The 23,260-nt window shown below is 60.7% G+C and carries 21 protein-coding genes; 9 read left to right on the top strand and 12 right to left on the bottom strand.

The window, feature by feature from the left end; all coding sequences use genetic code 11:
• Nucleotides 1–5 precede the first annotated feature (5 nt).
• From AB4Z13_RS24835 to AB4Z13_RS24865, 7 genes are all read right to left on the bottom strand, one after another.
• Nucleotides 6–332, bottom strand: a complete 327-nt coding sequence (locus tag AB4Z13_RS24835) for a HepT-like ribonuclease domain-containing protein (RefSeq protein ID WP_442207041.1) — start codon at nt 330–332, stop codon at nt 6–8.
• 32 nt (nt 333–364) lie between these two features.
• Nucleotides 365–658, bottom strand: a complete 294-nt coding sequence (locus AB4Z13_RS24840; protein ID WP_442207042.1) for a nucleotidyltransferase family protein — start codon at nt 656–658, stop codon at nt 365–367.
• A gap of 57 nt (nt 659–715) precedes the next feature.
• Nucleotides 716–1,738, bottom strand: a complete 1,023-nt coding sequence (gene alc, locus AB4Z13_RS24845) for an allantoicase (RefSeq protein WP_310386754.1) — start codon at nt 1,736–1,738, stop codon at nt 716–718.
• Entirely contained in the window at nt 1,739–2,236 is a 498-nt protein-coding gene (gene uraD / locus AB4Z13_RS24850; protein ID WP_442207043.1) for a 2-oxo-4-hydroxy-4-carboxy-5-ureidoimidazoline decarboxylase, read from the bottom strand. It lies immediately after the preceding gene.
• Nucleotides 2,236–3,159, bottom strand: coding sequence for an allantoinase PuuE (gene puuE, locus AB4Z13_RS24855; protein WP_442207044.1), 924 nt, complete (start codon nt 3,157–3,159; stop codon nt 2,236–2,238). Before puuE ends, uraD begins: the two co-directional genes overlap by 1 nt.
• Before the next feature lie 99 nt (nt 3,160–3,258).
• Nucleotides 3,259–3,966 carry a DUF1045 domain-containing protein gene (locus AB4Z13_RS24860; protein WP_310386749.1) on the bottom strand — a complete coding sequence of 236 codons (708 nt, stop codon included), beginning with the start codon at nt 3,964–3,966 and terminating at the stop codon, nt 3,259–3,261.
• A 116-nt stretch (nt 3,967–4,082) separates the two neighbouring features.
• A complete protein-coding gene (locus AB4Z13_RS24865) occupies nt 4,083–5,261 on the bottom strand; it encodes an NAD(P)/FAD-dependent oxidoreductase (RefSeq protein WP_442207045.1) in 1,179 nt (392 codons plus the stop codon).
• On the opposite strand from AB4Z13_RS24865, the gene mnmD reads away from it, so the two are divergent.
• On the top strand, nt 5,260–5,982 hold the full coding sequence (gene mnmD / locus AB4Z13_RS24870) for a tRNA (5-methylaminomethyl-2-thiouridine)(34)-methyltransferase MnmD (protein ID WP_439016129.1): 723 nt from the start codon (nt 5,260–5,262) through the stop codon (nt 5,980–5,982). The genes AB4Z13_RS24865 and mnmD overlap by 2 nt on opposite strands.
• Here the strand turns inward: mnmD and AB4Z13_RS24875 are convergent.
• Nucleotides 5,976–9,413: a response regulator gene (locus AB4Z13_RS24875; protein ID WP_442207046.1), complete on the bottom strand. Its 3,438-nt coding sequence runs from the start codon at nt 9,411–9,413 to the stop codon at nt 5,976–5,978. The two genes, mnmD and AB4Z13_RS24875, sit on opposite strands and share 7 nt — an antisense overlap.
• Nucleotides 9,414–9,753: 340 nt before the next feature.
• Between AB4Z13_RS24875 and AB4Z13_RS24880 the strand changes: the two genes are divergently transcribed.
• The 3 genes from AB4Z13_RS24880 to AB4Z13_RS24890 all read left to right on the top strand — a co-directional run bounded on the left by AB4Z13_RS24880 (nt 9,754) and on the right by AB4Z13_RS24890 (nt 13,205).
• Nucleotides 9,754–10,071 carry a hypothetical protein gene (locus tag AB4Z13_RS24880; protein WP_439016131.1) on the top strand — a complete coding sequence of 106 codons (318 nt, stop codon included), beginning with the start codon at nt 9,754–9,756 and terminating at the stop codon, nt 10,069–10,071.
• 72 nt (nt 10,072–10,143) lie between these two features.
• Nucleotides 10,144–11,271: a DNA alkylation repair protein gene (locus tag AB4Z13_RS24885; protein ID WP_439016132.1), complete on the top strand. Its 1,128-nt coding sequence runs from the start codon at nt 10,144–10,146 to the stop codon at nt 11,269–11,271.
• A 206-nt stretch (nt 11,272–11,477) separates the two neighbouring features.
• Nucleotides 11,478–13,205 carry a DEAD/DEAH box helicase gene (locus tag AB4Z13_RS24890; protein WP_442207058.1) on the top strand — a complete coding sequence of 576 codons (1,728 nt, stop codon included), beginning with the start codon at nt 11,478–11,480 and terminating at the stop codon, nt 13,203–13,205.
• A gap of 10 nt (nt 13,206–13,215) precedes the next feature.
• Here AB4Z13_RS24890 and AB4Z13_RS24895 read toward each other — a convergent pair whose 3' ends face one another.
• The gene (locus tag AB4Z13_RS24895; protein WP_442207047.1) at nt 13,216–13,527 is read right to left on the bottom strand and encodes a hypothetical protein; all 312 of its coding nucleotides are present in this window, start codon (nt 13,525–13,527) and stop codon (nt 13,216–13,218) included.
• On the opposite strand from AB4Z13_RS24895, the gene AB4Z13_RS24900 reads away from it, so the two are divergent.
• The 5 genes from AB4Z13_RS24900 (at nt 13,505) to AB4Z13_RS24920 (ending at nt 18,689) form a co-directional block, all read left to right on the top strand.
• Nucleotides 13,505–14,914, top strand: a complete 1,410-nt coding sequence (locus AB4Z13_RS24900) for a circularly permuted type 2 ATP-grasp protein (RefSeq protein ID WP_113185316.1) — start codon at nt 13,505–13,507, stop codon at nt 14,912–14,914. The genes AB4Z13_RS24895 and AB4Z13_RS24900 overlap by 23 nt on opposite strands.
• Complete coding sequence (locus AB4Z13_RS24905; protein WP_113185317.1) at nt 14,914–15,855, top strand: alpha-E domain-containing protein; 942 nt, start codon at nt 14,914–14,916, stop codon at nt 15,853–15,855. Before AB4Z13_RS24900 ends, AB4Z13_RS24905 begins: the two co-directional genes overlap by 1 nt.
• Nucleotides 15,856–15,867: 12 nt before the next feature.
• The gene (locus AB4Z13_RS24910) at nt 15,868–16,692 is read left to right on the top strand and encodes a transglutaminase-like domain-containing protein (RefSeq protein ID WP_113325155.1); all 825 of its coding nucleotides are present in this window, start codon (nt 15,868–15,870) and stop codon (nt 16,690–16,692) included.
• Nucleotides 16,693–16,883: 191 nt separating this feature from the next.
• On the top strand, nt 16,884–17,942 hold the full coding sequence (locus tag AB4Z13_RS24915) for an HD domain-containing phosphohydrolase (RefSeq protein WP_442207048.1): 1,059 nt from the start codon (nt 16,884–16,886) through the stop codon (nt 17,940–17,942).
• A 153-nt stretch (nt 17,943–18,095) separates the two neighbouring features.
• Nucleotides 18,096–18,689 (top strand): nucleotidyltransferase family protein, encoded by a 594-nt coding sequence (locus AB4Z13_RS24920; protein ID WP_442207049.1) that lies wholly within the window; start codon nt 18,096–18,098, stop codon nt 18,687–18,689.
• Nucleotides 18,690–18,888: 199 nt separating this feature from the next.
• Here the strand turns inward: AB4Z13_RS24920 and araD are convergent, their stop codons facing one another.
• The 3 genes from araD to araD1 form a co-directional block, all read right to left on the bottom strand.
• On the bottom strand, nt 18,889–20,628 hold the full coding sequence (araD, locus tag AB4Z13_RS24925) for an L-arabinonate dehydratase (RefSeq protein WP_113325151.1): 1,740 nt from the start codon (nt 20,626–20,628) through the stop codon (nt 18,889–18,891).
• A 62-nt stretch (nt 20,629–20,690) separates the two neighbouring features.
• Nucleotides 20,691–22,124, bottom strand: coding sequence for an aldehyde dehydrogenase family protein (locus tag AB4Z13_RS24930; protein WP_007824693.1), 1,434 nt, complete (start codon nt 22,122–22,124; stop codon nt 20,691–20,693).
• A gap of 61 nt (nt 22,125–22,185) precedes the next feature.
• On the bottom strand, nt 22,186–23,181 hold the full coding sequence (gene araD1, locus AB4Z13_RS24935) for an AraD1 family protein (protein WP_162748148.1): 996 nt from the start codon (nt 23,179–23,181) through the stop codon (nt 22,186–22,188).
• Between the last annotated feature and the right edge of the window lie 79 nt (nt 23,182–23,260).

A 23,260-nucleotide genomic window follows, 5' to 3' on the forward strand; every position in this document is an offset into this window, starting at 1 on the left:
TGGGACTACTCGCCTTGCGCACGCCAGTGGCGGACAAGATCAAGCCTGTCGAGCAGATCAGGCACGTCGTCTTTGGCTGTCGCCCAGACCTTCTCCAGATCAATGTCGAAATAGCCATCGGCAATGCGGTTACGCATGCCGCGCATCGCACCCCAGGGAAACTCGGGGTGCTCGACAGCGAATTCAGGATGGATCCTCATCAATTGAGCAGCCGTCTCCGATGCCATCAGGAGGCTCATCCCGACGGCACGCTGCAAAATGATATCCTCAAGAAACCGCTGCTTGCTGACATCTGCGATCATTGCATGAGCATCGGCCGCCGCCGAGCGCATCCGCTCCAGAAGATACGGGATACGGCTCTCGTTCATATGGGCTTGGCCTCGGAAAGAACCCGGGTCCGGATCGATTCAGGAAAATCGCCGGGGGTCAGCAAGTGGATCGACGTGCCAATCATCATCTGCTCCAAAGCATCCTGCAAACCACCAAGCGTCAGCAATGTGCTGCCTGGCAGCGCATCCACCAGAATATCCAGATCGCTATCCGGCCGATCCTCACCGCGGGCAACGGAGCCGAAGACACGCGGGTTCGCCGCGTTGAAGCGTTTGGTCGCTTCGCGGATCGCCTGCCTGTTCTTTTCCAGCACTTCCGACGGTCTCATCGCGGCGTCAACCCTGATGCCGCGAATATAAGGGACGTGGCTGAAAGAGGAAAGAACTCAAGCCTTCACCCCATAGAGCCTGAGGCGCATCGTGCCGCCATCCGGATGCATGGCGTAGCGCACATGCGTGATGGGGCCGATATCGGCGATCGTATCGCTGCCATATTCATGGATGTGATCCATCTGCAGCTTGCTGCGCGGAAGGATCGGCTTCCAGTTTTCCGAGGCGGCAATATCGGCCTCCGAGAGCGTATCGCCGAGATCAGGCAGATAGGCGCCGAACAGTTCGCAAGTGTCGGGGAAATTGCCCTTGTAGAAGGCGGTGTCGACGATCACGCGCTTGATCGTGCCGGCATGACCGAGGCGGATGATCGCCCAGTCGTGACCCGGGCCGCGACGACGCTTGGTTTCCCAGCCGTCGCCCATGTTGAGGCCGCGGCCGGGGCCGAGCAGCTTGTCGGGATGGCCGTAATGCGCATCCGACCAGGCAAGCGACTTCGCGCCATTGAAGATATAGGCAAGGTCGATCTCCTCGCCCGCGCCGACCTTAGACCAATCGAAATAGGCCGAGCCATAGACGCGCAGACGCGCCACGCCACCGTCCGGGTAAATATGCAGGCGAAGATGCGTCCAGATCTTCTCCTTGTCGGCATTCTCGAAGAAGTGGTGGGCGCTGGAGCCGAGCGGCGATTTGGGCAGGATTTCCGTCCATGCGGTCGCGTCAGTCGGATCGCCGCTCTCGACGAAGGCCGCCTCGATCGAGCAATGCGGCGGATAGTTGCCGGTGAAATAGCTGGTATCGACATCGAAGCCAAAGATGCGACCCGGCATGGCGAGCTTCACGATTGCCCAGTCATGGCCGGGAACGCGCTTGCGACGGCTTTCCCAGCCGTCCATGTACTTGCCGTTATCGTCATAGAGATCCGGATCGAAGCTTGCCGGCACATCCTGCAGCATGCGCTCCAGCGGCGCGAAGAATTCGTCCGTGGCGTAGAGACCTTTGGCGCCGAGACGGGCCGAGGCAAGATTGATGGCGCCCGTGGCGAAAGCTGGCAGGCTGGTATCGGTCGTAGCGGTCATTCAGGTCTCCGGAAGCATGGATGTCAGGCGCAGCAACGCGATCTTTTCGACCTGCGCTGCCGCAGTCACGAATTCTTCGTCGCTGGTATTGTCGATCCGCTTTTCGAAAGCGGCAAGGATATCGTCCTTGTTCAGCCCCTTCACCGCGATGATGAAGGGAAAGCCGAATTTCTGCGTATAGGCGGAATTGAGCTCGGTGAAACGCGCATGCTCGGCAGGGCTCAACCGGTCGAGCCCGGCACCAGCCTGTTCCTTTTTGCTGTCTTCAGTCAGCTCACCCGATATCGCCAGCCGCCCGGCAAGATCGGGATGAGCACGCAAGACGCCGAGGCGCTCCTCCCTGCTCGCGGCGCGGAAAATGGCGACGAGCTCCGTGTGCACACGATCCACCGTCAGCTTGTCGCCGACGAAGCCATCGTCATAAGCCCGCTCGGCGATGAAGGGCGAATGCTCGAACACCCCGCCGAAACGGGATACAAATTCGTTGCGCGAAATCATCAGACTGTTTCCGGCTTGTGGTTCGCATGCCAGTGCCGCGCGATCTCGATACGGTGAGGGATCCAGACCTTGTCGTGCTTCAGCACATATTCCATGAAGCGCCTCAGCGACGCCACGCGTCCCGGCCGGCCGACGAGACGGCAGTGCAGACCGACCGACATCATCTTCGGACTCCCCTCCTTGCCTTCCTCGTAGAGCGTATCGAAGGCGTCCTTGAGGTAGGTGAAGAACTGGTCACCGGAATTGAAGCCCTGCGGCGTGGCAAAGCGCATGTCGTTGGTTTCGAGCGTATAGGGAATGATGAGGAAGGGATTTTCGTCGATGCCCTTCACCCAATAGGGCAGATCGTCTGCATAAGAGTCCGACGAATAAAGGAACCCGCCCTCCTCCTGCACCAGCTTCAGCGTATTGTCGGAGGGCTTGCCCTGATACAGGCCATAGGGCCGCTCACCCGTCAGCTCGGTATGCAGACGCACGGCTTCGAGAATGTGCTTGCGCTCCAGATCCTCGGGGAAATCCTTGTATTCCAGCCAGCGGTAGCCGTGGCTGGCAATCTCCCAGCCCGCTTCCTTCATGGCGGCCACCGCTTCCGGATTGCGGGCCATGGCAAGCGTCACGCCATAGACGGTCGCCTGCACCTTGAGATCGGTGAAAAGACGCCAGAGCCGCCAGAAGCCGGCGCGGGAGCCGTATTCGTAGATCGACTCCATGTTGAGATTGCGCTGGTTCGGCCAGGGCTGCGCGCCGACGATTTCAGACAGCAGGTTTTCCGAAGCCGGATCGCCGTCGAGGATGGAGCTCTCGCCGCCCTCCTCGTAATTGATGACGAACTGCACTGCGACGCGTGCCTCGCCGGGCCACTTCGGATCGGGCGTATTGCGCCCGTAGCCGATGAGATTGCGCGGATAGGTCTCGGATACCATCAAATCACCTTTTGAAAAGACAGGTGAAACGGTAGCATCCGTGAGCGGAATGTCGAGCCGTAAAAGTGCGTAACTGGCCTTCGGCCCGAGGCGCGCGCCTCAGGCGATTTTGCGCGCGCTGACCTTGCCCATCGGATGCAGCGAGTGCACACGGAACGGGCCGCCGGTGCCCTCCTCGATCATCAGCGCGACATTCGAGACCGTCACCGGTTCGGCAAGCACCGGATCGAACAGTGACCGCAGTGCCTGCTCGATACGCGGCATGTCGACCGCGTTGACCGGACCTGTGACCGGCATATGAAAGCGGAACTCGTCCATCACGTAGGGATTACCCCAGCGATGCAGGTTCGTGAATTGCGCGGCCGACAGTCCATCCGGATCGCTGCGCTCGATATCCGCCTCGGAGAGCGGCGCACGAAACCGGTCGAACTCCTGGACGATAGCAGATGCGAGGTAGTGAACCTGATCGCAAGGACGGATCGGTGACAGGCTGTAGAACGTGCCGAGGCGCGCAACTTCCAGACGCGGAATCTGGAAGGGCGAAAGCGTCCCGCAAAAGCGCATCAGATCGCGCAGCAGTTGCGATTCGGAAACCTCGGGCGAGAGGTGGAAAGGGGCCTTCAGCACGCCGTGAAACCCATAGCGACGCGGCACTGCCGTATGAAAGGCGATCTCATGGATCCCGAGGCCGCGGATTGCCGGGGGCTCGACCATATCGCCTGAAAATACGTTGCGGCCAAGCCAATTGGCCGCCACATGCGAGAGCGGATCGCTCGCGGGGGGCGTGAAGCAAATGGCATAGCGCATGCGATTTCCTCCATCGGATGAAATGAGCGCAGGATCACGTCCCGCGCCGTCGATGCGCAAGCAGATAGGTGATTTGCATGACAGAATAACGAAGCGGAGCGGCCTCTAATTCACGTTTAACGTGAAGAGATTGTGATGTGGTTTGAAATTGCAAAGCTTTCCGGCAACAAAAATTCTGCATTTGCATCGCTTGCAATGCATATCGCCGCTTCCGCCAGCCGATGCGCGAGCCCGAAACTGACCTTGAAACCACCCGTCAGGGCGATGAGATTGTGATTCTCCGGATGCGCGCCGACCATTGGATCGCGGTCGATCGCCTTGGGACGCAATCCGGCCCAGCGCTCGATGACAGACGCATCGCGCAGCACAGGAACCATGTCGCGGGCGGCTTCGATCAGCGCGTCGAGTTGCTCATCGGTGGAAAACGGATCGGCAAAGCTGTTCTCGCTGGTGCTGCCGACAGCCACATGCCCGCCCTCATGCGCGACGACATAGAGCCCATCGCGGAAGATTGTCGGCAAGGCGGGGTCGATATCGGCGGCAAGCAGCGCCGCCTGCCCTTTCACGGCTTGCCCGAGAGGTTTCCGCAACCCGGGCGTCAGTTTTTCCAGAAAGGGAAACGAGCGATATCCCGCTGCGAGGATGCAGCGGCCGAAGGCGATCGTCCCGCCGTCGATCGAGGCCGTTCCCCGCGCCGGATCGAGCTCTGCTATTTCCGTATTCTCCAGCATCCGCACATGCCCTGCGTTGCCCAGAAAGGCGACAAGTGCTGCCACCAGCGAGCGTGGCGCGACACGAGCGGCAAGCGTGTCATGCACGAAACCGCTCTCGCCAGCGGCCGGATCGATCCAGCCTTCACCGGGTGGTCTATCCAGCACATGCCAATGGAAACGCCGCTCTCCCGCTCTCCAGTGAGCCTCCGCATCCTTGGAATGGCCAAGGGCGATCTCGCGCAGATGCGGCTTCGGCAGCGGGATGAGCCGGCCGGAGCGCCGATAGCCGGCCGAGAGCCCGGTCGCCTCCTCGATAGCGGCAATTTCCGCCTCCAGCGAAACCAGCGCATCGAACTGGAACTGCTTCTTTTCCGACCAGCGATTCGGCATATGCGGCATCAGGGCGCCGAGCAGTCCGCCGCTTGCGCCACTGCCGAGATGCCTGGCGTCGGCAAGCACCGTTTTTATGCCGCGGCGCTCGGCATGAACGGCTGCCCACAGGCCCATAATGCCGCCGCCGACAATGAGGAGATCGATCGATGATTGACCCGAGGCCGGGGCGGGATTATCGGCTTTTTCCATGACAGACATCAATCCCGATCAGATCGGCGCGGGCAAGCCGCAGCCCCTCGAATGGCGCGACGGCGATATGCCCTATTCGACCGCCTTTGGCGACCATTTTTATTGCCAGACCGATGGAAGGCTGGAATGCGGCCACGTCTTCCTCTCGGGAAACGGCCTGCCTGATCGATGGAGCGGCCACCCAACGTTTCTCATTGGCGAACTCGGCTTCGGCACCGGGCTGAATTTTTCCGAGACCTGGCGGCAATGGAAACTCTACCGCCAGCCCGGACAGCATCTGCATTTCATGTCCTTCGAGCTCTATCCGATGCGCCGCGCGGAAATCGACCGCGCGCTGGCACATTGGCCGGAAATCGATGCCGAGCGGCAGGCGCTCGCCGCCATCTGGCCGGATATTCCCAAAGGCATCGTCTCGCTCGATCTGGATGAGCAGACGAGGCTCAGCGTCGTCTGCGGCCGTGCGATCGATGGGGTTTCTGAAGCCGCTCCCGGATTCGACGCCTGGTATCTCGACGGCTTCGCCCCATCGCGCAACAGCGATATGTGGTCGGAAGAACTGATGCGTCTCGTCTGCGAAAAGACTGCTGCTGGCGGAAGTTTCGCGACCTATGCCGCCGCGGGTTTCGTGCGCCGCAATCTCGCGGCCGCCGGCTTTATTGTCGAGCGTCGCAAGGGGTTCGCCGGCAAGCGGGAAATGCTCTGCGGGGTAAAGCCTCAGTAGCCGGAGCGGCCCGGCTGCAATTCGCCACCACCAAGCCACTGGCGAATCTTGTCTTCCAGAAGTTCCGGGCTGATCGGCTTGGACATGTAATCGTCCATGCCGGCATCGAGGCAAAGCTCGCGGTCGCTTTCCAGCGCATGCGCGGTGACACCGATAACGGGCACGCGATGCCCCTGCCCCTGTTCCCTCTCGCGGATCAGCCTGGTCGCCTGATGGCCGTTCATGACGGGCATCGAGACATCCATCATGATCAGCCGCGGAGTATGACGCTCCCAGGCCTCCACCGCTTCCTCGCCGTTGTTGACGACGAGGAAGGAAAGCCCGGTTCCCTGCAGGATCTGCGTGAAGACGATCTGGTTGACCTCATTATCCTCGGCGACGAGCACATCGACGAAATCGGCAGCTCGTCTTTGCGGAGCAGGTGCAGGTGCGGGTGCCGGCGGCGGCACCTCGATCTCTTTCTGCAGCCGCGCAATCTCGGCCTCGGAGGCCTGTTTGACGCGGCTTGCCCGCACCACCTCGACGACCGTATTGCGCAACAAGTTGGCGCGCGCCGGTTTCATCAGATGCGCATGGCCGTTCAGCGCCGCAAACTCCTTCTCCGTTCCGGAAATATCCATCGAGGTCAGGAAGATGATCGGCAGCTCCACGAAACGGCTATCAGCGCGAAGGCGGCGGGCGACTTCGGCGCCGTTCATGTCGGGCATATGATAATCGAGCACGACGGCATCGACCTTGATGCCGAGATCAGTGGCAGCCTCCAGAATGGCAAAGCCCGTGGCGCCACCCTCTGCGGCAACGCCGTCAAAGCCCCAGAGGCCGAGCTGTTCGGTGAGGATCCGGCGATTGACCTCATTGTCGTCGACGACGAGGATGCGCGCACCCTGCACGTTGATCGGCAAAGGCTTCGGCTCGATGCGGGCGGCGGCAACGGCGAAAGGCAGCTTGACGGTAAAGACCGAGCCCTTGCCCCATTCGCTTTCAACATCGATGTAACCGCCGAAGAGATCGACGAGACCGGCGGTGATTGCCAGGCCTAGGCCCGTGCCCTCATGCCGCCGGGTCGATGAGGCATCGACCTGCGAGAATTTGTCGAAGACCGTTTCCACCTTCTCGGGCGGAATGCCGATGCCGGTATCCTCGATGCGGATGCTGATCATGATCTCGCCGCCGGCGGATTGCTCCGAGCCGATATCGACGAAGACATGGCCGCGCTCCGTGAATTTCACCGCATTGCCGACGAGGTTCGTAACGATCTGGCGGAAACGCCCGGCATCGCCGATGACGGCTGCAGGCAGATCGGGTGCCGCGCGCACCAGAAGCTCGATATCCTTCTCGGCTGCGGGCGAGGAAAGCAGCGTCGCCACATCCTCGACAGCCTCGATCAGATCGAAGGCCGCCTTGCGCAGCTTCATCTGCCCGGCATCGATCTTCGAGAAATCAAGGATGTCGTTGATGATCGTGAGCAGCGCATTGCCCGACTTGACGATGATGTCGACGAAGGTCTTCTGGCGGGTATCGAGATTGGTCTTGGCAAGCAGTTCCGCCATGCCGAGCACGCCGTTCATCGGCGTGCGGATCTCATGGCTCATATTGGCAAGGAATTCCGACTTGGCGCGGTCTGCGGCCTCGGCGCGCGACAGAAGCTGCGTCAGTTCCTCCTCGCGCCGTTTGAGCTCGGTAACGTCAGTGAATAGTGCCACCCAGTGCTGCCGTTCGCTGATGGTGGCTTCCATGTTCACCCAGCGCTCGCCGCCGACGTGGAAGACAGTGGAGATCGGCTGACGCGCGGCGATATTGGCACGCCACCCCTCCAGCGTTTCGACCGCCTGGTCGTGGAAATCGCCGCGATTGGCGCAGAAGTGGAAGAGATCGATCCATTCCCGGCCAACTTCCGTCAGTTCGGCCGGAATGCGCAGCACCTCGGCTAGCCCGTCATTGGAAAGCTTGATCAGGCCGTCCTGGACGATCGCAAGCCCCTGCGGCATGGCATGCGTCGCATCGCGCATCATTTCGCCGAGATTTTCCAGCGCCGCACGAGCCTCGTGGATTTCCCTCTCGCGCTCACGCACCGAGGAAATATCGGAATAGGTCAGCAGGATACGGTTGCTGGAAATGCGCCGGCTGTCGAAAATGACCGACTTGCCCGCGGCCCAGTCAAGCTCGATCGGCTCCGGATTATCAGCCTCGAAAAGCCCCTTGCGAAATCCGTAGATCTCTTCCGGTGTCTGCGTCTCACCATAGCGGCCGAGTTCGTAATTGCGCTTGATGACATCGATGAACGGCCGCCCATCGAAACGGTCGTCGAGCGGCAGCTCCCAGATGCTGTAGAACTCATCATTGACGTAGAGAATGGTGTGGTCGTTGTCGAGGATGAGCACGCCGACCGGAAGCGAGCGCAGGATGCTCTCGATTTCCTGATGCAGCACTTCCTCATGCTTGCGCGCCTCGATCAGTTCCTTCTCGCGCGCCTTCAGGGGCGTGATGTCGGAGAAGGAGCCGACGACATAGTGCTTGCCATCAGGTGTTACGACCCGGTTGACACGGGAGATCACCTGGAAGATTTCGCCGTCGGTATTCGGCAGGTAGCTCTCGACCTCGATCAGCGCGCCGTTTTTCAGCGCCCGCAGGTTTTCCCGGTAGATCGCCTCACCCGCCTCCTGCCCGAACATGTCGTGCTCGGTCAGGCCGAGCACCTTGGAGCGGGCATGGCCGGTGAAGGTCTCGTAATATTGGTTCGCATAGACCAGCCGGTGGTCCTCGTCTCGCACGAAGGCGGCGACCGGGAGATCCTCCATGATGGTGCGCAGCAGATCGCGCTCCCGCACACTTTCATGCCAGGCGGTCTCACCCACAGGCGCAGGCTTGCTGCCACCAGGCGCAGACTTGCTGCCGTCTGGCGCATACCTGCTGCCATCAGGCGCATACTTGCTGCCACTCCGATAGGCGGCATTGACGATCAGCGGCCGGCCGTCATCGGCAAAGATGCCGATCGGATGATCGAGATTTTCGAGCGCCTCGCGGATGCGGCCGAGATCGGTCGCCATCGTATCCGCCACCTCAGGAATGGCGCGGCGCGGTTCGCGTGCATCGAAGATGCCGAGCACATAGGCCCGGTCCTGGGAAGGCGAAAAGCTCTCGATCAGCACGCGCTCATGGCTGAGGCCTGCGGCATCGAATGAAATGGCGCTCTCTTCCGTACCGAACACCAGCGCACGGCGTTCGCGATCCTCGCGCTCCTCTTCTTCCGGCCGGTCGAAGAGTTCGCGGCTGCGCCGCCCGATGAAATCGGAAATCTCGCGACCAAAGAAGCGGGCATAGGCCTCGTTGACGGCGACATAGCGGAGTTCGCTGTTTTTGACATAGGCCGGGGTATCCAGATCAGCGATCCGGCGGCAGGCCAGCTCCAAGAGTTCCCCGGTAAAATTCAAAAAATCTTCACTCCCGCAATGAACGAAATATCTCCTAGAACAACTATAACGCCAAGGCTTTTAACAAGCTGTTAACCATAAAATTCCACTGGCAAAAATTCCAAGCCGGCTCATGAAGTTGATGAATCAGAGTGACAATAAAGGCTTGCACGAAACTGAAATGATTTGAAGATTCACCAAGAAACCCGCCACCGGGCCACAGGGTGGATCCCGGCCCGGCAATGGTCAAGCATGGAGAAAATTTAATCCCGACGCGGCTTGCGCGACCATCAGCGCGCCGCGATCGGCGCCGATTCTGGCAATGGCTTCAATGACGAGCCTACCACGAAAGGAATTCGACATGTCCGTTCTTCATAAGACAATGGCGGCGGGCCTGATTGCACTGACATTTGCCGGCGCTTCGCTGGCAACGGCCGGGACTGCAAACGCCCATTCCGGCAATGCCTTCTGGGGCGGCCTTGCCGGTGGTGTCGTCGGCGGCGTTGTGGGTGGAGCGATCGCCTCGCGTCCCGCTTACCCTGGACCCTATGCTTATTATCCACGACCTTATGCCTACTATCCGGCCTATCCCGCCTATTACGGTCCGCGCTACTGCCATCCCGAATGGCGTTACGATCGCTGGGGCCAGCCCTATCGCATTGAAGTCTGCAGGCGCTGAGGGCTTTCCCGGCTCCGCTTGACCTCCCACCAGCATCGGGCCATGCATCGCATGACCCGAGGGAGGAATGTGATGCCGGAACCACTCAAGAACCTTCTCCACCCGGCGCTCGTACGCGCGATGGCTGAGATCATCGCCGCCAACGCGCCCTCCTTCGACCGCGACCGCTTCACCGCACTTGCAACTGATGGCATCGAATCGCTGGAGCTCATGGAGCGCGCAGCACTGATCCGCGACGCGCTCTTTGCGACCCTGCCCGAAAACTTCCCCGAGGCGGCAGCCATTCTCGCTGCAAGCCTGCCGACCACCGGCAAGATTGGGCTGACGGGCTGGATGCTGCTGCCCATCAATCAGTTCATCGCGGCGCGCGGCATCAGAGATTTCGATATCGGTCTTGACCTTCTGAAAGCGCTGACGCCGCATTTCACGGCGGAGTTCGGCATCCGCCAGTTCATCCATCAGGATCAACAGCGAGCGCTGGCGACGATCGCTCGCTGGGTCGATGACGCCAACCACCATGTCCGCCGGCTGGCGAGCGAAGGCACCCGCCCGCGCCTGCCCTGGGCGATGCGCCTGCCGCAGTTGATCAAGGACCCTTCTCCCATCCTGCCGATTCTGACTGCGCTGATGGACGATCCCGAAGACTATGTTCGCCGTTCAGTGGCAAACAGCCTGAACGATATCGCCAAGAATCATCCGGATCTCGTCGCGTCCTTCATCGCCGAGCATATCGAAGGCGCTTCTGCCGAGCGCCGCTGGCTGCTGAAACATGCTTCCCGCACCCTTCTGAAAAAGGGCCATGCCCGGGCGCTCGCCAACTTCGGCTTCGGCGCGGCCGCTTCGCTGGAGTGCAATTTGCTGCTCGCGAACCCGGCAGTGCTTTTCGGCGAAGGGCTGGATTTCGAGATCCGCCTGCGCAATGCCGGCGATATCGCGCAATCCCTGATGATCGACTACGCGATCCACCATGTGAAGGCCGACGGCTCGCTCTCTCCCAAGGTCTTCAAATGGAAGACCGTCACGCTGGAAGCGGGCGAAGACCATATCGTGCAGCGCCGCCACGCCATGCGGCCGATCACGACGCGGCGCTACTATCCCGGCGAGCATCGCATCGTCATTCTCGTCAACGGCACCGAGACGGCCTCGGGAAATTTCGTCCTTTCCATGCCCTCTGAGGTCATTGTCGGCCGATCCCCTTGACTTTCAGTGGGAAATAGACCACATGGCGCTCAGCTTTCACCTTCCGGCCGCCGCGTGAGCGTGCCACTGCGATAGACGCTGAAGAAGGACAGAGCGCATTCTGATAATGCCGCACCCAAGAGCGGCAAGACGCGCTGGAAGCTTTTTCCAACTTACAAGTTCCCATTTCACGCGGGGTTCTTGACGCCAGATTAACACCGGACCGCATTCGGCGATCCGGCGTTTTCGTTTGGCGCGCCCTAAAAGGTTATGACTTGACCAATTTTGAATCGCTCGGTGTCTCCAAGCCGGTCGTCGCCACTCTGTTCCAGCTCGGCATCGAAACGCCGACGCCCATCCAGGAACAGGCTATCCCACTCCTCATTCAGGGCCGTGACCTGATCGGCCTTGCCCAGACCGGCACCGGCAAGACGGCCGCCTTCGGCCTGCCGCTCATCGAGCGCCTGCTCAAGGAAGAAAAGCGTCCCGACAACCGCTCCGTCCGCACGCTGATCCTGGCGCCGACACGCGAACTGGTGAACCAGATCGCCGACAGTCTCAGAAAATTCATCCGCAAGTCGCCGCTGCGCATCAACGTCGTCGTCGGCGGTGTCTCCATCAACAAGCAGCAGCTTCAACTCGAGCGCGGCTCCGACATCCTCGTTGCCACTCCCGGCCGCCTGCTTGATCTCTGCAACCGCAATGCCATTACACTGACGGCTGTGCGCTACCTCGTGCTCGATGAAGCCGACCAGATGCTCGATCTCGGCTTCGTGCATGACCTGCGCAAGATCGCCAAGATGGTGCCGAAGCGCCGCCAGACCATGCTCTTCTCGGCAACCATGCCGAAGGCGATTGCCGATCTCGCCGGCGACTACCTGACCGATCCGGTTACGGTCCAAGTGACGCCTCCGGGCAAGGCTGCCGACAAGGTCGAGCAGTATGTGCACTTCGTTCCCGGCAAGAACGACAAGACGGTTCTCTTGAAGAAGTCGCTGACCGAAAACCCTGATGGCCGCGCCATCGTCTTCCTGCGCACCAAGCACGGCGCTGAAAAGCTCGCCAAGCATCTGGAGCAGGTCGGCTATTCCGTCGCCTCCATCCATGGCAACAAGAGCCAGGGCCAGCGCGAACGTGCGCTGAAGGGCTTCCGCGACGGCGCCATCAAGACGCTGATCGCAACCGACGTCGCCGCTCGCGGCATCGATATCCCTGCCGTCAGCCACGTCTTCAACTACGACCTGCCGGAAGTGGCGGAAGCCTACGTCCACCGCATCGGCCGCACGGCCCGTGCCGGCCGCGACGGCATTGCGATTGCCTTCTGCGCACCCGACGAAGCCCGCCTGCTGCGCGACATCGAAAAGCTGATGGGTATCGACATTGCCGTTGCCAGCGGCGAACCGCCGGCTGACATGCGTGCCGCTCCCCGTAGCAACAATCGCGGCCGTGGCCAGAACCAGCAGCGCGGCCCAGGTGGTCGTGGTGAAGGTGGCCGTGGTGAAGGTGGCGAGCGTCGCGAAGGTGGCCGTCGTGAAGGCGGACGCAGCGAAACCCGCAATGGCGGCCGTCCCGCCGGCCATGGTGACCGCCGTCCGCGTAACGATGGCGACGTCACTGAAGTGCGCGCCGGCGAAGAGCGCCGCGCGCGCCCTCAGCACAACAACCGCAATCAGGATTTCCGTGGCCAGCGCCGCAATGAGCAGGCTCCGGATCACGGCCCGGACAATGATCTGGTTTCGACCTCGGATTTCCGCCCTGCCCGCAATCAGCAGCAGCGCCTGGCTCAGCCGGCTGAGGCAACCGGTCATCATCGCGGTAACAAGCAGCACGTCCATGGCCGCCCGCCGCGCAATCACGGCGACCAGCAGCCGCAGGGCGAACAACGCCGCGAGGGCAATGGCGGTCTGCGCCGCAAGGGCCGCAATGGCGGCGGCCCGCGTCGCGAACGCGCTTAAGCTAGTGATATCAGTGAGGGCCGGAGCGATCCGGCCCTTTTCTTTTGGCCGTCCTTCGGTCACCGGCACGGGCAGAGTTTGATCCGTCGCCCGGGCAGGAAATAATCACCTGCTCATCTTTTGTGCGCGACGTCAGGATTGACAGGAATCCGCCTCGCGCCAGATTTTGATAAATGCCCAGTTTTTCACCGGTTTTTCGCACTGCAGAAGATTTTATGAATCTTCCATGCGAACTGTGCATGGTTCTTGCATTGCCTTTTGCGTTGTATTCAAATGAAGAAAAAAGGGGAGCCACACCTTTGGCATTTGATGAAATGATCACCGGAGACGAAAGTCCCCGTACGCCATATGAAAAATACTTTGAGTGGTACAACAGCCAAGACCGGGCACATCTGATTTCAAAGTCCCGCGACGCTGAAAACATCTTCCGCAAAACCGGCATCACCTTCGCGGTTTACGGCCACGCCGACAGTTCCGAAAAGCTCATCCCCTTCGACATTATCCCGCGCATCATCTCCGCCCGCGAATGGCGAAAGCTCGCTCAGGGTATCGAGCAGCGGGTGATCGCGCTCAACGCTTTCCTCGATGATATCTACCACAAGCAGGAAATCATTCGCGCAGGCCGCATCCCGCGCGAGCTGATCGAAAAGAACGTTGCATTCCTGCCCGAGATGATCGGCTTCCGGCCGCCCGGCGGCGTCTACACTCATATCGTCGGCACGGATATCGTGCGCACCGGCGAGGACCAGTTCTATGTGCTGGAGGATAATGCCCGCACGCCCTCGGGCGTCAGCTACATGCTGGAAAACCGGGAAACCATGATGCAGATGTTCCCGGAGCTCTTCCATGAGAACAAGGTGCAGCGAGTCGAGGACTATCCCTATCTCCTGCGCCAGAGCCTGGCTTCGCTGGCACCTCCCGGCTGCAAGGGCAAGCCGCGCGTCGCCGTTCTGACGCCCGGTATCTATAATTCCGCCTATTATGAACATTCCTTCCTCGCCGACACGATGGGTGTCGAGCTCGTCGAAGGCTCGGATCTCCGCGTCATCGACGGCAAGGTGAAGATGCGCACGACGCGAGGCTATGAGGCGATCGATGTGCTCTATCGCCGGGTCGACGACGACTTCCTCGATCCCCTCACCTTCCGCCCGGAATCGGCCCTCGGCATTCCCGGCATCATGGATGTCTACCGCTCCGGCAATATCACCATCGCCAATGCACCCGGCACCGGTATTTCCGACGACAAGGCGATCTATTCCTACATGCCCGAGATCGTCGAGTTCTATACGGGCCGCAAGCCGATCCTCGAGAACGTGCCGACCTGGCGCTGTTCGGAAGCATCAAGCCTGAAATATGTGCTGGAGCACCTGGAAGAACTGGTCGTCAAGGAAGTGCACGGCTCCGGCGGCTACGGCATGCTCGTCGGCCCGACCGCTTCCAAGAAGGAACGCGTCGATTTCGCCGAGAAGCTGAAGGCAAAGCCCAGCAATTACATTGCCCAGCCCACACTTTCGCTGTCCACCGTTCCGATCCTCGTCAACAAGGGTATCGCACCCCGCCATGTCGACCTGCGCCCTTACGTGCTGGTCTCCGACAAGGTGCAGATCATTCCGGGGGGGCTCACCCGCGTGGCGCTGAAGCAAGGCTCGCTGGTGGTCAATTCCAGCCAGGGCGGCGGCACCAAAGACACCTGGGTATTGGAGGACTGATGCTCGGAAGAACTGCAAACGGGCTCTACTGGATGTTCCGGTATATCGAGCGCGCCGAGAATATTGCACGTCTCGTGGATGCCGGCCTGCGCATGTCGCTGACGCGCAGCGACGCCGGTGATGACAATTGGGACGGCGTGCTGCAAAGCGCCGGCGTGCGCGAACTCTATGACGAGACCCATTCGAAGCTGACCGGTCCTGATGTCATCGACTACATGTTGCGCGACCGCCAGAACGCGTCGAGCGTCATGTCCTGCATTGATTTCGGCCGCAACAACGCCCGCATGGTGCGCACCGCGCTGACGCGGGAGACCTGGGAAGCGACCAACGAATGCTGGATCGATCTCAAGGAACTGCTGTCGAAAAAACTGAAGGCAGCAGAACTGCCCGAGGTCATCGATGTCATCAAGCATCGCGCCGGCCTCATCCGCGGCGCCTTCCATGGTTCGATGCTGCGCAACGAGCTCTATAATTTCGCCCGCATCGGCACCTTCATCGAACGTGCGGACAATACGAGCCGCATCCTCGACGTGAAATATTACGTGCTGCTGCCCTCGATCTCGCAGGTAGGCTCTTCGGTCGACAACGTTCAGTGGGAGTCGATCCTGCGTTCGGTCTCCGCCCACCGTTCCTATAGCTGGGCCTATGACGGCGAATACCGCGCCATGAACATTGCCGACTTCCTGATCCTGAACGGTCAGATGCCGCGTTCGCTCGCCTATAGCTACGAGAAGATCGTCAGCAACCTCGGTTACATCGCCAAGGATTACGGCGAGCGGCTGGCCGCACATGATACGGCGGATGCCATTCGCGCCACGCTGCAGACATTGAAGATAAAGGATGTCATGGATCAGGGTCTGCATGAGTTTCTCGAGGATTTCGTCGCTCAAAACAACAAGCTCGGCAGCGAAATCTCCGATGGCTACCGGTTCTATGCTTAAGCGGGTCAGATCATGAAACTGAAGATCAGCCACCTCACCGAATACCGCTACGACGAACCGGCGCAGTTTTCCCTGCAGCGGCTGCGCCTGACACCACCGACCGCGATCGGCCAGACCGTGCTCAACTGGTCCCTCCATGTCGAAGGCGCCAAGCCGGAAGTCGAATATGACGACCAGTTCGGCAACCATGTGAACCTCGTCTCGCTGGAAGGCGAACAGCAGGTGACGCGCATTGTCGCCGAAGGCGAGATCGAGACCGAAGACCGCAACGGCGTGACCGGCCCCCATACCGGCTTCTGCCCGCTCTGGCTCTTCCTGCGCGATACGCCGCTCACCAAGGCAGGCAAACTGGTAAAGGAACTGACCAAGGGCGTGAGCGGTGAGAACGATCTTGCCCGCATGCATGCGTTGATGGCGGCGATCCACGAGGCAGTGGAATACAAGCCCGGCACCAGCAGCACCGAAACCACTGCCGAACAGGCGCTGGAGAGGAAGACCGGCGTCTGCCAGGACCATGCCCATATCTTCGTCACCGCGGCGCGCGCCCTGGATATTCCGGCGCGCTACGTCTCCGGCTATCTGATGATGGAAGAAAAGGTCGATCAGGCTGCCACCCATGCCTGGGGCGAGGCGCATATTCCAGGCCTCGGCTGGGTCGGCTTCGATCCTGCCAACGAGATCTGCCCGGATGACCGCTATGTCCGCATGGCCTCCGGCCTCTGCTATCGCGATGCGGCTCCCGTGTCGGGCATGCGCATCGGCACTCCAGGTGAAAAACTGTCGGTCACCGTAAAGGTCGAGGACAGCGACCAGATGCAGAGCCAAAGCCAGAGCTGACAAAAGCAGCCAATTTGCCGCGGCTTCTCTGCGTGCCGAAACACGCAATAATTGCTGTTGCAACCAATTCTCTACTTCGAGCTAACCCGATCTTAAACCGGCTGGCGGAAGCTGTGCGCTCATAAGGCCCGCATTTGTGGGCACCGGCGCACAGCGCGCCGGCCTGTTTTGAGATTTCAGCAGGTCGTTTTATGTCTCTTCTTATTATCGATGACAGCAAATCCAGCCTGCTTGCCCTTGAAACCGCCGTCCGCCGCTTCGCCAGCTGCGAGATCGAAAGCTTCACCAATCCGCTGGAAGCCCTCGAGCGCACGAGAACAGTCGAATTCGATCTCGTGCTGGTCGATTACATGATGCCCGAGCTCAACGGTATCACCGTGATCCACCGCCTGCGCAGCCAGCGCGGCTATGAAACCGTACCCATCGTGATGGTGACCTCCCAGACGGAACGCTCCGTGCGTCTGGAAGCGCTGGAGGCCGGCGCCACGGACTTCCTGGCAAAACCCTTCGATCCGCTGGAACTCGAGGCTCGCATCCTCAATCTTCTCGCCCTGCGCAGCGCCCAGCTTGCCCTCGTCGACCGTGCCCGCTCGCTCGATCAGGCTTTCCGCCGTGCCACCGAACGAGCCGATATCCGCGAGCAGGAGATCGTCTGGTGTCTGGCGCAGGCCATGGCCTCGCGTGACGGCAATACCGGCGATCACATCGAACGTGTCGCCAACATCGCCGAACTGATTGCCGAAGGCCTCGGCATGGACCGCATCCAGCGCCGCAACATCTATCTCGCCGCGCCCCTGCACGATATCGGCAAGATCGGCATTCCCGACGCCATCCTGCAGAAACCCGGCAAGCTGGAGCCGCACGAGATCGAGAAGATGCGCGAGCATGTGCCGATCGGCGTTTCGATCCTGCGCAACAGTTCCGCCGAGCTTTCGCGCGTCGCCACCGCCATCATCGGCGGCCACCACGAAAAATGGGACGGCACCGGCTACCCGCAGGGCCTTGCCGGCGAACAGATACCGATCGAGGCCCGCATCGTCGCCGTTGCCGATGTCTTCGATGCGCTCTGCTCCGAGCGGCCCTACAAGCAGGCATGGCCGATCGACAAGGCCTACCGGGAAATCATCGCCTGCAGCGGCACGCATTTCGATCCGGCTTGCGTCGCCGCCTTCCACCGCAAATGGCCGGCGATCCGTATGCTCTTCGAACAGCTTGAGGTGGAAGAAGACCGCCTGCGCTCCAGCGGTTGACACCCGATCGGCTTCCATAACGCCTTCTTCCACAGACCGGCGATCCGGTGCCGCCGGTCAAGTCTCTATCTCCCCGCAAAATCCCTGACTTTCGAACAGTTGGGATTTTCGGGATAACCGATTTGGGGAAGCTATTGGACAATAGGAGAGGCTATGTCGCTTAGCGAGCAGCAATTTATCGAGTCTGTCCGCCGGAACCCGATAAACGCCGAATTGCTAAGCCGGCTGGGCCTCCTCCGGATTCCTCAAGGCATTCTGACCGCCGGCTGCCTCGTGCAGACGGTTTGGAATCTAAAGTCGGGTTATGATCCTCAGCACGGGATAAAGGACTATGACGTCTTCTACTTCGACGACTCCGACCTGTCATGGGACGCCGAAGACGCTGTCATTCGCCGGGTGCAGCAGGCCGTCGCCGATCTACCTGTAAAGGTGGAGATCAAGAACCAAGCTCGGGTCCATCTCTGGTACAAGGACAAGTTTGGGGCGGAATATCCGACGTTGCAAAAGGCGGAGGATGGCATCGACCGTTACCTCACCCTTTGCACAAGGATCGGTATTCGCCTTAGCGACGGCAGCCTTTATGCGCCCGATGGCTTGGATGACATGTGGAATGGCATCCTGCGCCTGAACCCTCTCAATCCTCAGCGTGGCTTATTTCTGGATAAGTGCAATCAGTACCTGCAGCGATGGCCTTGGCTGACGATTGTCGATGACAAAATCGGCGATTGCGCTGCGCGGTCAAAATGACGGTTGGCATTTCGCGCATTCAGCCTCTAGCGGAGTTCCTGACTTTCAAGACAAGGCGGCCAGCACCGAACTTTCCCGTAAATTTCTGTCGCAAAACCACCCGTAAGAGCCGGAGTTTCGCGACAGATATTTGCGAACATTTCAGCTAAAAGGCGGGGTTCTCACCCCGCCTTCCATCAATCTACGGTCGATACGTCCGTTAGTGGCTGTCCCTGCCGACAGCACTTCCACGACATCCCTTGAGGAAGTCGAGGTCGGCGCCGGTGTCGGCGCCTTCGACATGCTGCTGATGCAGGAAGGCGTAGCCGGACTTCGGCAGATCATGATTCGGCTGCCACTCGGCGAGACGCTTCGCCAGTTCCTCTTCGGAAATGTCGAGATGCAGACGACGGTTCGGCACATCGAGCTCGATCATGTCGCCATTTCTGACGACAGCAAGCGGGCCGCCGACAGCGGCTTCCGGCGAGGTATGCAGCACGACGGTACCGTAGGCGGTGCCGGACATGCGGGCGTCGGAAATGCGCACCATGTCGGTAATGCCTTTCTTGAGCACCTTGGGCGGCAGACCCATGTTGCCGACTTCGGCCATGCCCGGATAGCCCTTCGGACCACAGTTCTTCATGACCATGATGCAGGTCTCGTCGATGTCGAGATTGTCATCATTGATCTTGGCCTTGTAGTCGTCGATGTCCTCGAAGACGACCGCCCTGCCCTTGTGCACCATCAGGTGCGGCGAGGCGGCAGACGGCTTCAGCACCGCGCCCTTAGGCGCGAGATTGCCGCGCACCACAACAATGCCGCCCGATGAGGTCAGCGCCTTTTCGGCCGGAAGAATGACGTCCTCGTTCCAATTGACGACGTCCTTGACTTCATCCCAGACGGTCTCGCCCGAAACCGTCACCGCATCCTTGTGCAGCAGGCCGGCTTCGCCGAGACGCTTCAGCACGACAGGCAAGCCGCCGGCATAGAAGAACTCTTCCATGAGGTACTTGCCCGACGGCATCAGGTTGACGATGGTCGGAACGTCGCGGCCGCAGCGGTCCCAATCGTCGAGCGTCAGGTCGACGCCGACACGGCCGGCCATGGCCAGCAGGTGGATGACGGCATTGGTCGAACCGCCGATGGCCGCATTGGTGCGGATGGCGTTTTCGAAGGCCTGCTTGGTCATGATATCGGAAGGCTTCAGGTCGTCCTTGACCATCTGCACGATGCGGCGGCCGGTCAGCTGCGCCATCACCTTGCGGCGGGAATCGACACCCGGGATCGCGGCATTGCCGGAGAGTGCCATGCCGAGCGCTTCAGCCATGGATGCCATGGTGGAAGCCGTGCCCATCGTGTTGCAGGTGCCCGACGAACGGCTCATCGACGCTTCGGCCTCGAGGAATTCGGCCTGCGTCATCTCGCCGGCCTTCACCATTTCGGAGAACTTCCAGAGATGCGTGCCGGAGCCGACGCGTTCGCCGCGGAAATAGCCGTTCAGCATCGGACCGCCGGTGACGACGATCGATGGCAGGTCGACGGAGGCAGCGCCCATCAGCAGCGACGGCGTGGTCTTGTCGCAGCCGACGAGCAGCACGCAGCCGTCCATCGGCTGGCCGCGGATCGCTTCTTCGACGGCGAGTGCGGCAAGGTTGCGATACATCATCGCGGTCGGGCGGAAAGTATTTTCGGATGCCGAGAAGACCGGCACCTCGAGCGGGAAGCCGCCGGCCTCCCAGACACCTGCCTTCACCTTTTCGGCAAGCTCGCGCAGATGACCGTTGCACGGCGTCATATCCGACCAGGTATTAAGGATACCGATGACCGGGCGGCCGTCGAACAGGTCGTGCGGATATCCCTGGTTCTTAAGCCAGCCGCGGTGGTAGATCACGTCGCGGCTCGTGCCGCCGTACCATTCCTGCGACCTCAGCTTGCGCGGCCATTCTGCTTTCTTCTTCATAATTTCTGTCCTTCAGGATATCCCCTGATCGCCTCGTACGATCAGGGTTATCGCACTTCGTCTCAAGCCAGCGTGTAGGCGGTCTTGACGGTTGTGTAGAATTCGGCGGCGTACTTGCCCTGCTCGCGCGGGCCGTAGGACGAGCCCTTGCGGCCGCCGAAGGGAACGTGGAAATCAACGCCGGCGGTCGGCAGGTTCACCATCACCATGCCGGCCTCGGAGTTGCGCTTGAAATGCGTCGCATGCTTGAGGCTCGTCGTGGCAATGCCCGCCGACAGGCCGAACGGCGTGTCGTTGGCAGTTGCCAGCGCCTCTTCGTAATCCTTCACGCGGATCACGGAAACGACAGGTCCGAATATCTCTTCGCGCGAGATGCGCATCTGGTTGGTCGCTTCGGTAAAGAGCGTCGGCTGCAGGTAGAAGCCGGGTGTTTCGCGCGAGATGAGCTCGCCGCCGAAGGCAAGCTTGGCGCCCTCTTCCTTGCCGATCTTGATATAATCGGTATCGGTCTGAAGCTGGCGGGCATCGACGACAGGGCCGATATGGGTGCCGGGCTTCATGGCATTGTCGACGACGACGGTCTTCAGCTTTTCGGTGAGTGCTGCAACGAACTTGTCGTGGATGCCCTCGGTGACGATCAGCCGCGACGACGCCGTGCAGCGCTGGCCGGTGGAGAAGAAGCCGGAATTGGCAGCGGCCTCGACGGCCACGGTCAGGTCGGCGTCGTCGAGCACGACCATCGGGTTCTTGCCGCCCATTTCCAGCTGGAACTTGCGGTTATGCTCGATGGAGGAGGTGGCGACGCGCCTGCCCGTGCCTGTCGAACCGGTAAAGGTGATGCCGGCAATGTCGGGGCTGTCGAGCATGGCCTGCCCCACGACCGAGCCCTTGCCCATGACGAGGTTCAGGACGCCCTTCGGCAGGCCCGCGCGGTGCAGGATATCCGCAATCGCCCAGGAACAGCCAGGAACCAGATCCGCCGGCTTGAAGACGACAGTGTTGCCATAGCAAAGCGCCGGAGCGATCTTCCAGGCCGGGATGGCGATCGGGAAGTTCCAGGGCGTGATGATGCCGATGACACCGAGCGGCTCGCGAGTGATCTCGACGCCAATGTTGGGACGCACCGAGGGAACAACCTCGCCGGCAAGGCGCAGTGCTTCGCCTGCGAAGAATTCGAAGATCTGCGATGCGCGGATCGTTTCGCCGATCGCTTCGGGAAGCGTCTTGCCTTCCTCGCGGGCAAGCAGAGCACCAAGCTCGTCCTTGCGTGCCATGATCTCGTCGCCGGCCTTCTTCAGGATGACGTGGCGCTCCCAGATGCCGGAGCGCGACCAGGCCGGAAAGGCGGCCTTGGCAGCAGCGATCGCAGCCTTGGCATCCTCGGCGCTCGCCTGAGCGTAGAGGCCGACGACCTCGTTCGTGTCGGACGGATTGATATTCTCGGCGGCATTGGTGCCGGTCCATTCACCGGCGATGAGATTCTGATGGACGGTCATGGGCCTTGGAGCCTCCTCTAGACAAATGACCGGCCGCTTGCATGGCGGCCGGTCTTGGAAATCAGAGCTGCTTGACGGCGATCTCTTCTTCGGCAGCAACCTTCAGCGGGTTGCGCAGCGGCAGGCCGAATTCGGCCACCTCGATTTCAAAGACATCGCCCTCTTCCGCCTTGATGCCATCGGCAAAGGAAAGCGTCGCCGTACCGAACATATGTACATGCACATCACCCGGCACGCGGAAGAGGCCATATTTGAAATGGTGATATTCCAGATTGACGAAAGTGTGCGACATGTTCGCTTCGCCCGACAGGAACGGCTTCTCGAAGATTACCTGGTTGCCGCGCTTGATGCGCGAGGTGCCACGGATATCCTCTGGAGCCACACCGATGCGGATTTCCGGACCGAAGCTTGCCGGACGCAGCTTGGAATGGGCGAGGAAGAGATAGTTGATCCGCTCGGTGACGTGGTCGGAAAACTCGTTCGACAGTGCAAAGCCGATACGGAACGGCGTGCCGTCCTTGGCGATGACATAGATGCCGGCCATCTCAGGCTCTTCGCCGCCGTCGAGCGCGAAGGACGGCGAAACAAGCGGGGCGCCCGGAGCAGCAGCGCCATAGCCATTGCCCTTGTAGAACCATTCGGGCTGCACGCCCTTCTGGCCGGCAGCCGGCTTGCCGCCTTCAAGACCCATCTTGAACATCTTCATGGAGTCGGTCAGCGTTTCCTCTGCCGCCTCGGAGGTCTTCTTGTGCATGGAATCGCGCGTCGCGGCGGAGCCCAGATGCGTCAGGCCCGTACCGGTCAGGTGCAGATGCGCGGCATCCGGATGGGTGATCGGCGGCAGGAAGCGTCCCTCGGCATAGGCCTTTTCAAGATCGACGGGTTCGCCATATCCGCGAGCCTCGATAACGGAAACGAGCGACTTGCCACTATCTGCGGCTTCCATCGCCAGAGCGTAGACGCTCACAGCACCCTTGACGGCCTTGGCGGCGGCACCCGGTTCGCGCACGGCGACGATGATCTCTCCGTTTGCGCCCTTGATCTGCGAAATAAGCACGGTCTTCATCCTTTTCGTTTGGCGATGACAAAGCTTCGCCGCTCCGGCTCCATCCGGAGCCGGAATTCAATTTTCATAT

This window comes from Rhizobium sp. YAF28 (genome assembly GCF_052113285.1).
Classification (GTDB): Bacteria; Pseudomonadota; Alphaproteobacteria; order Rhizobiales; family Rhizobiaceae; genus Rhizobium.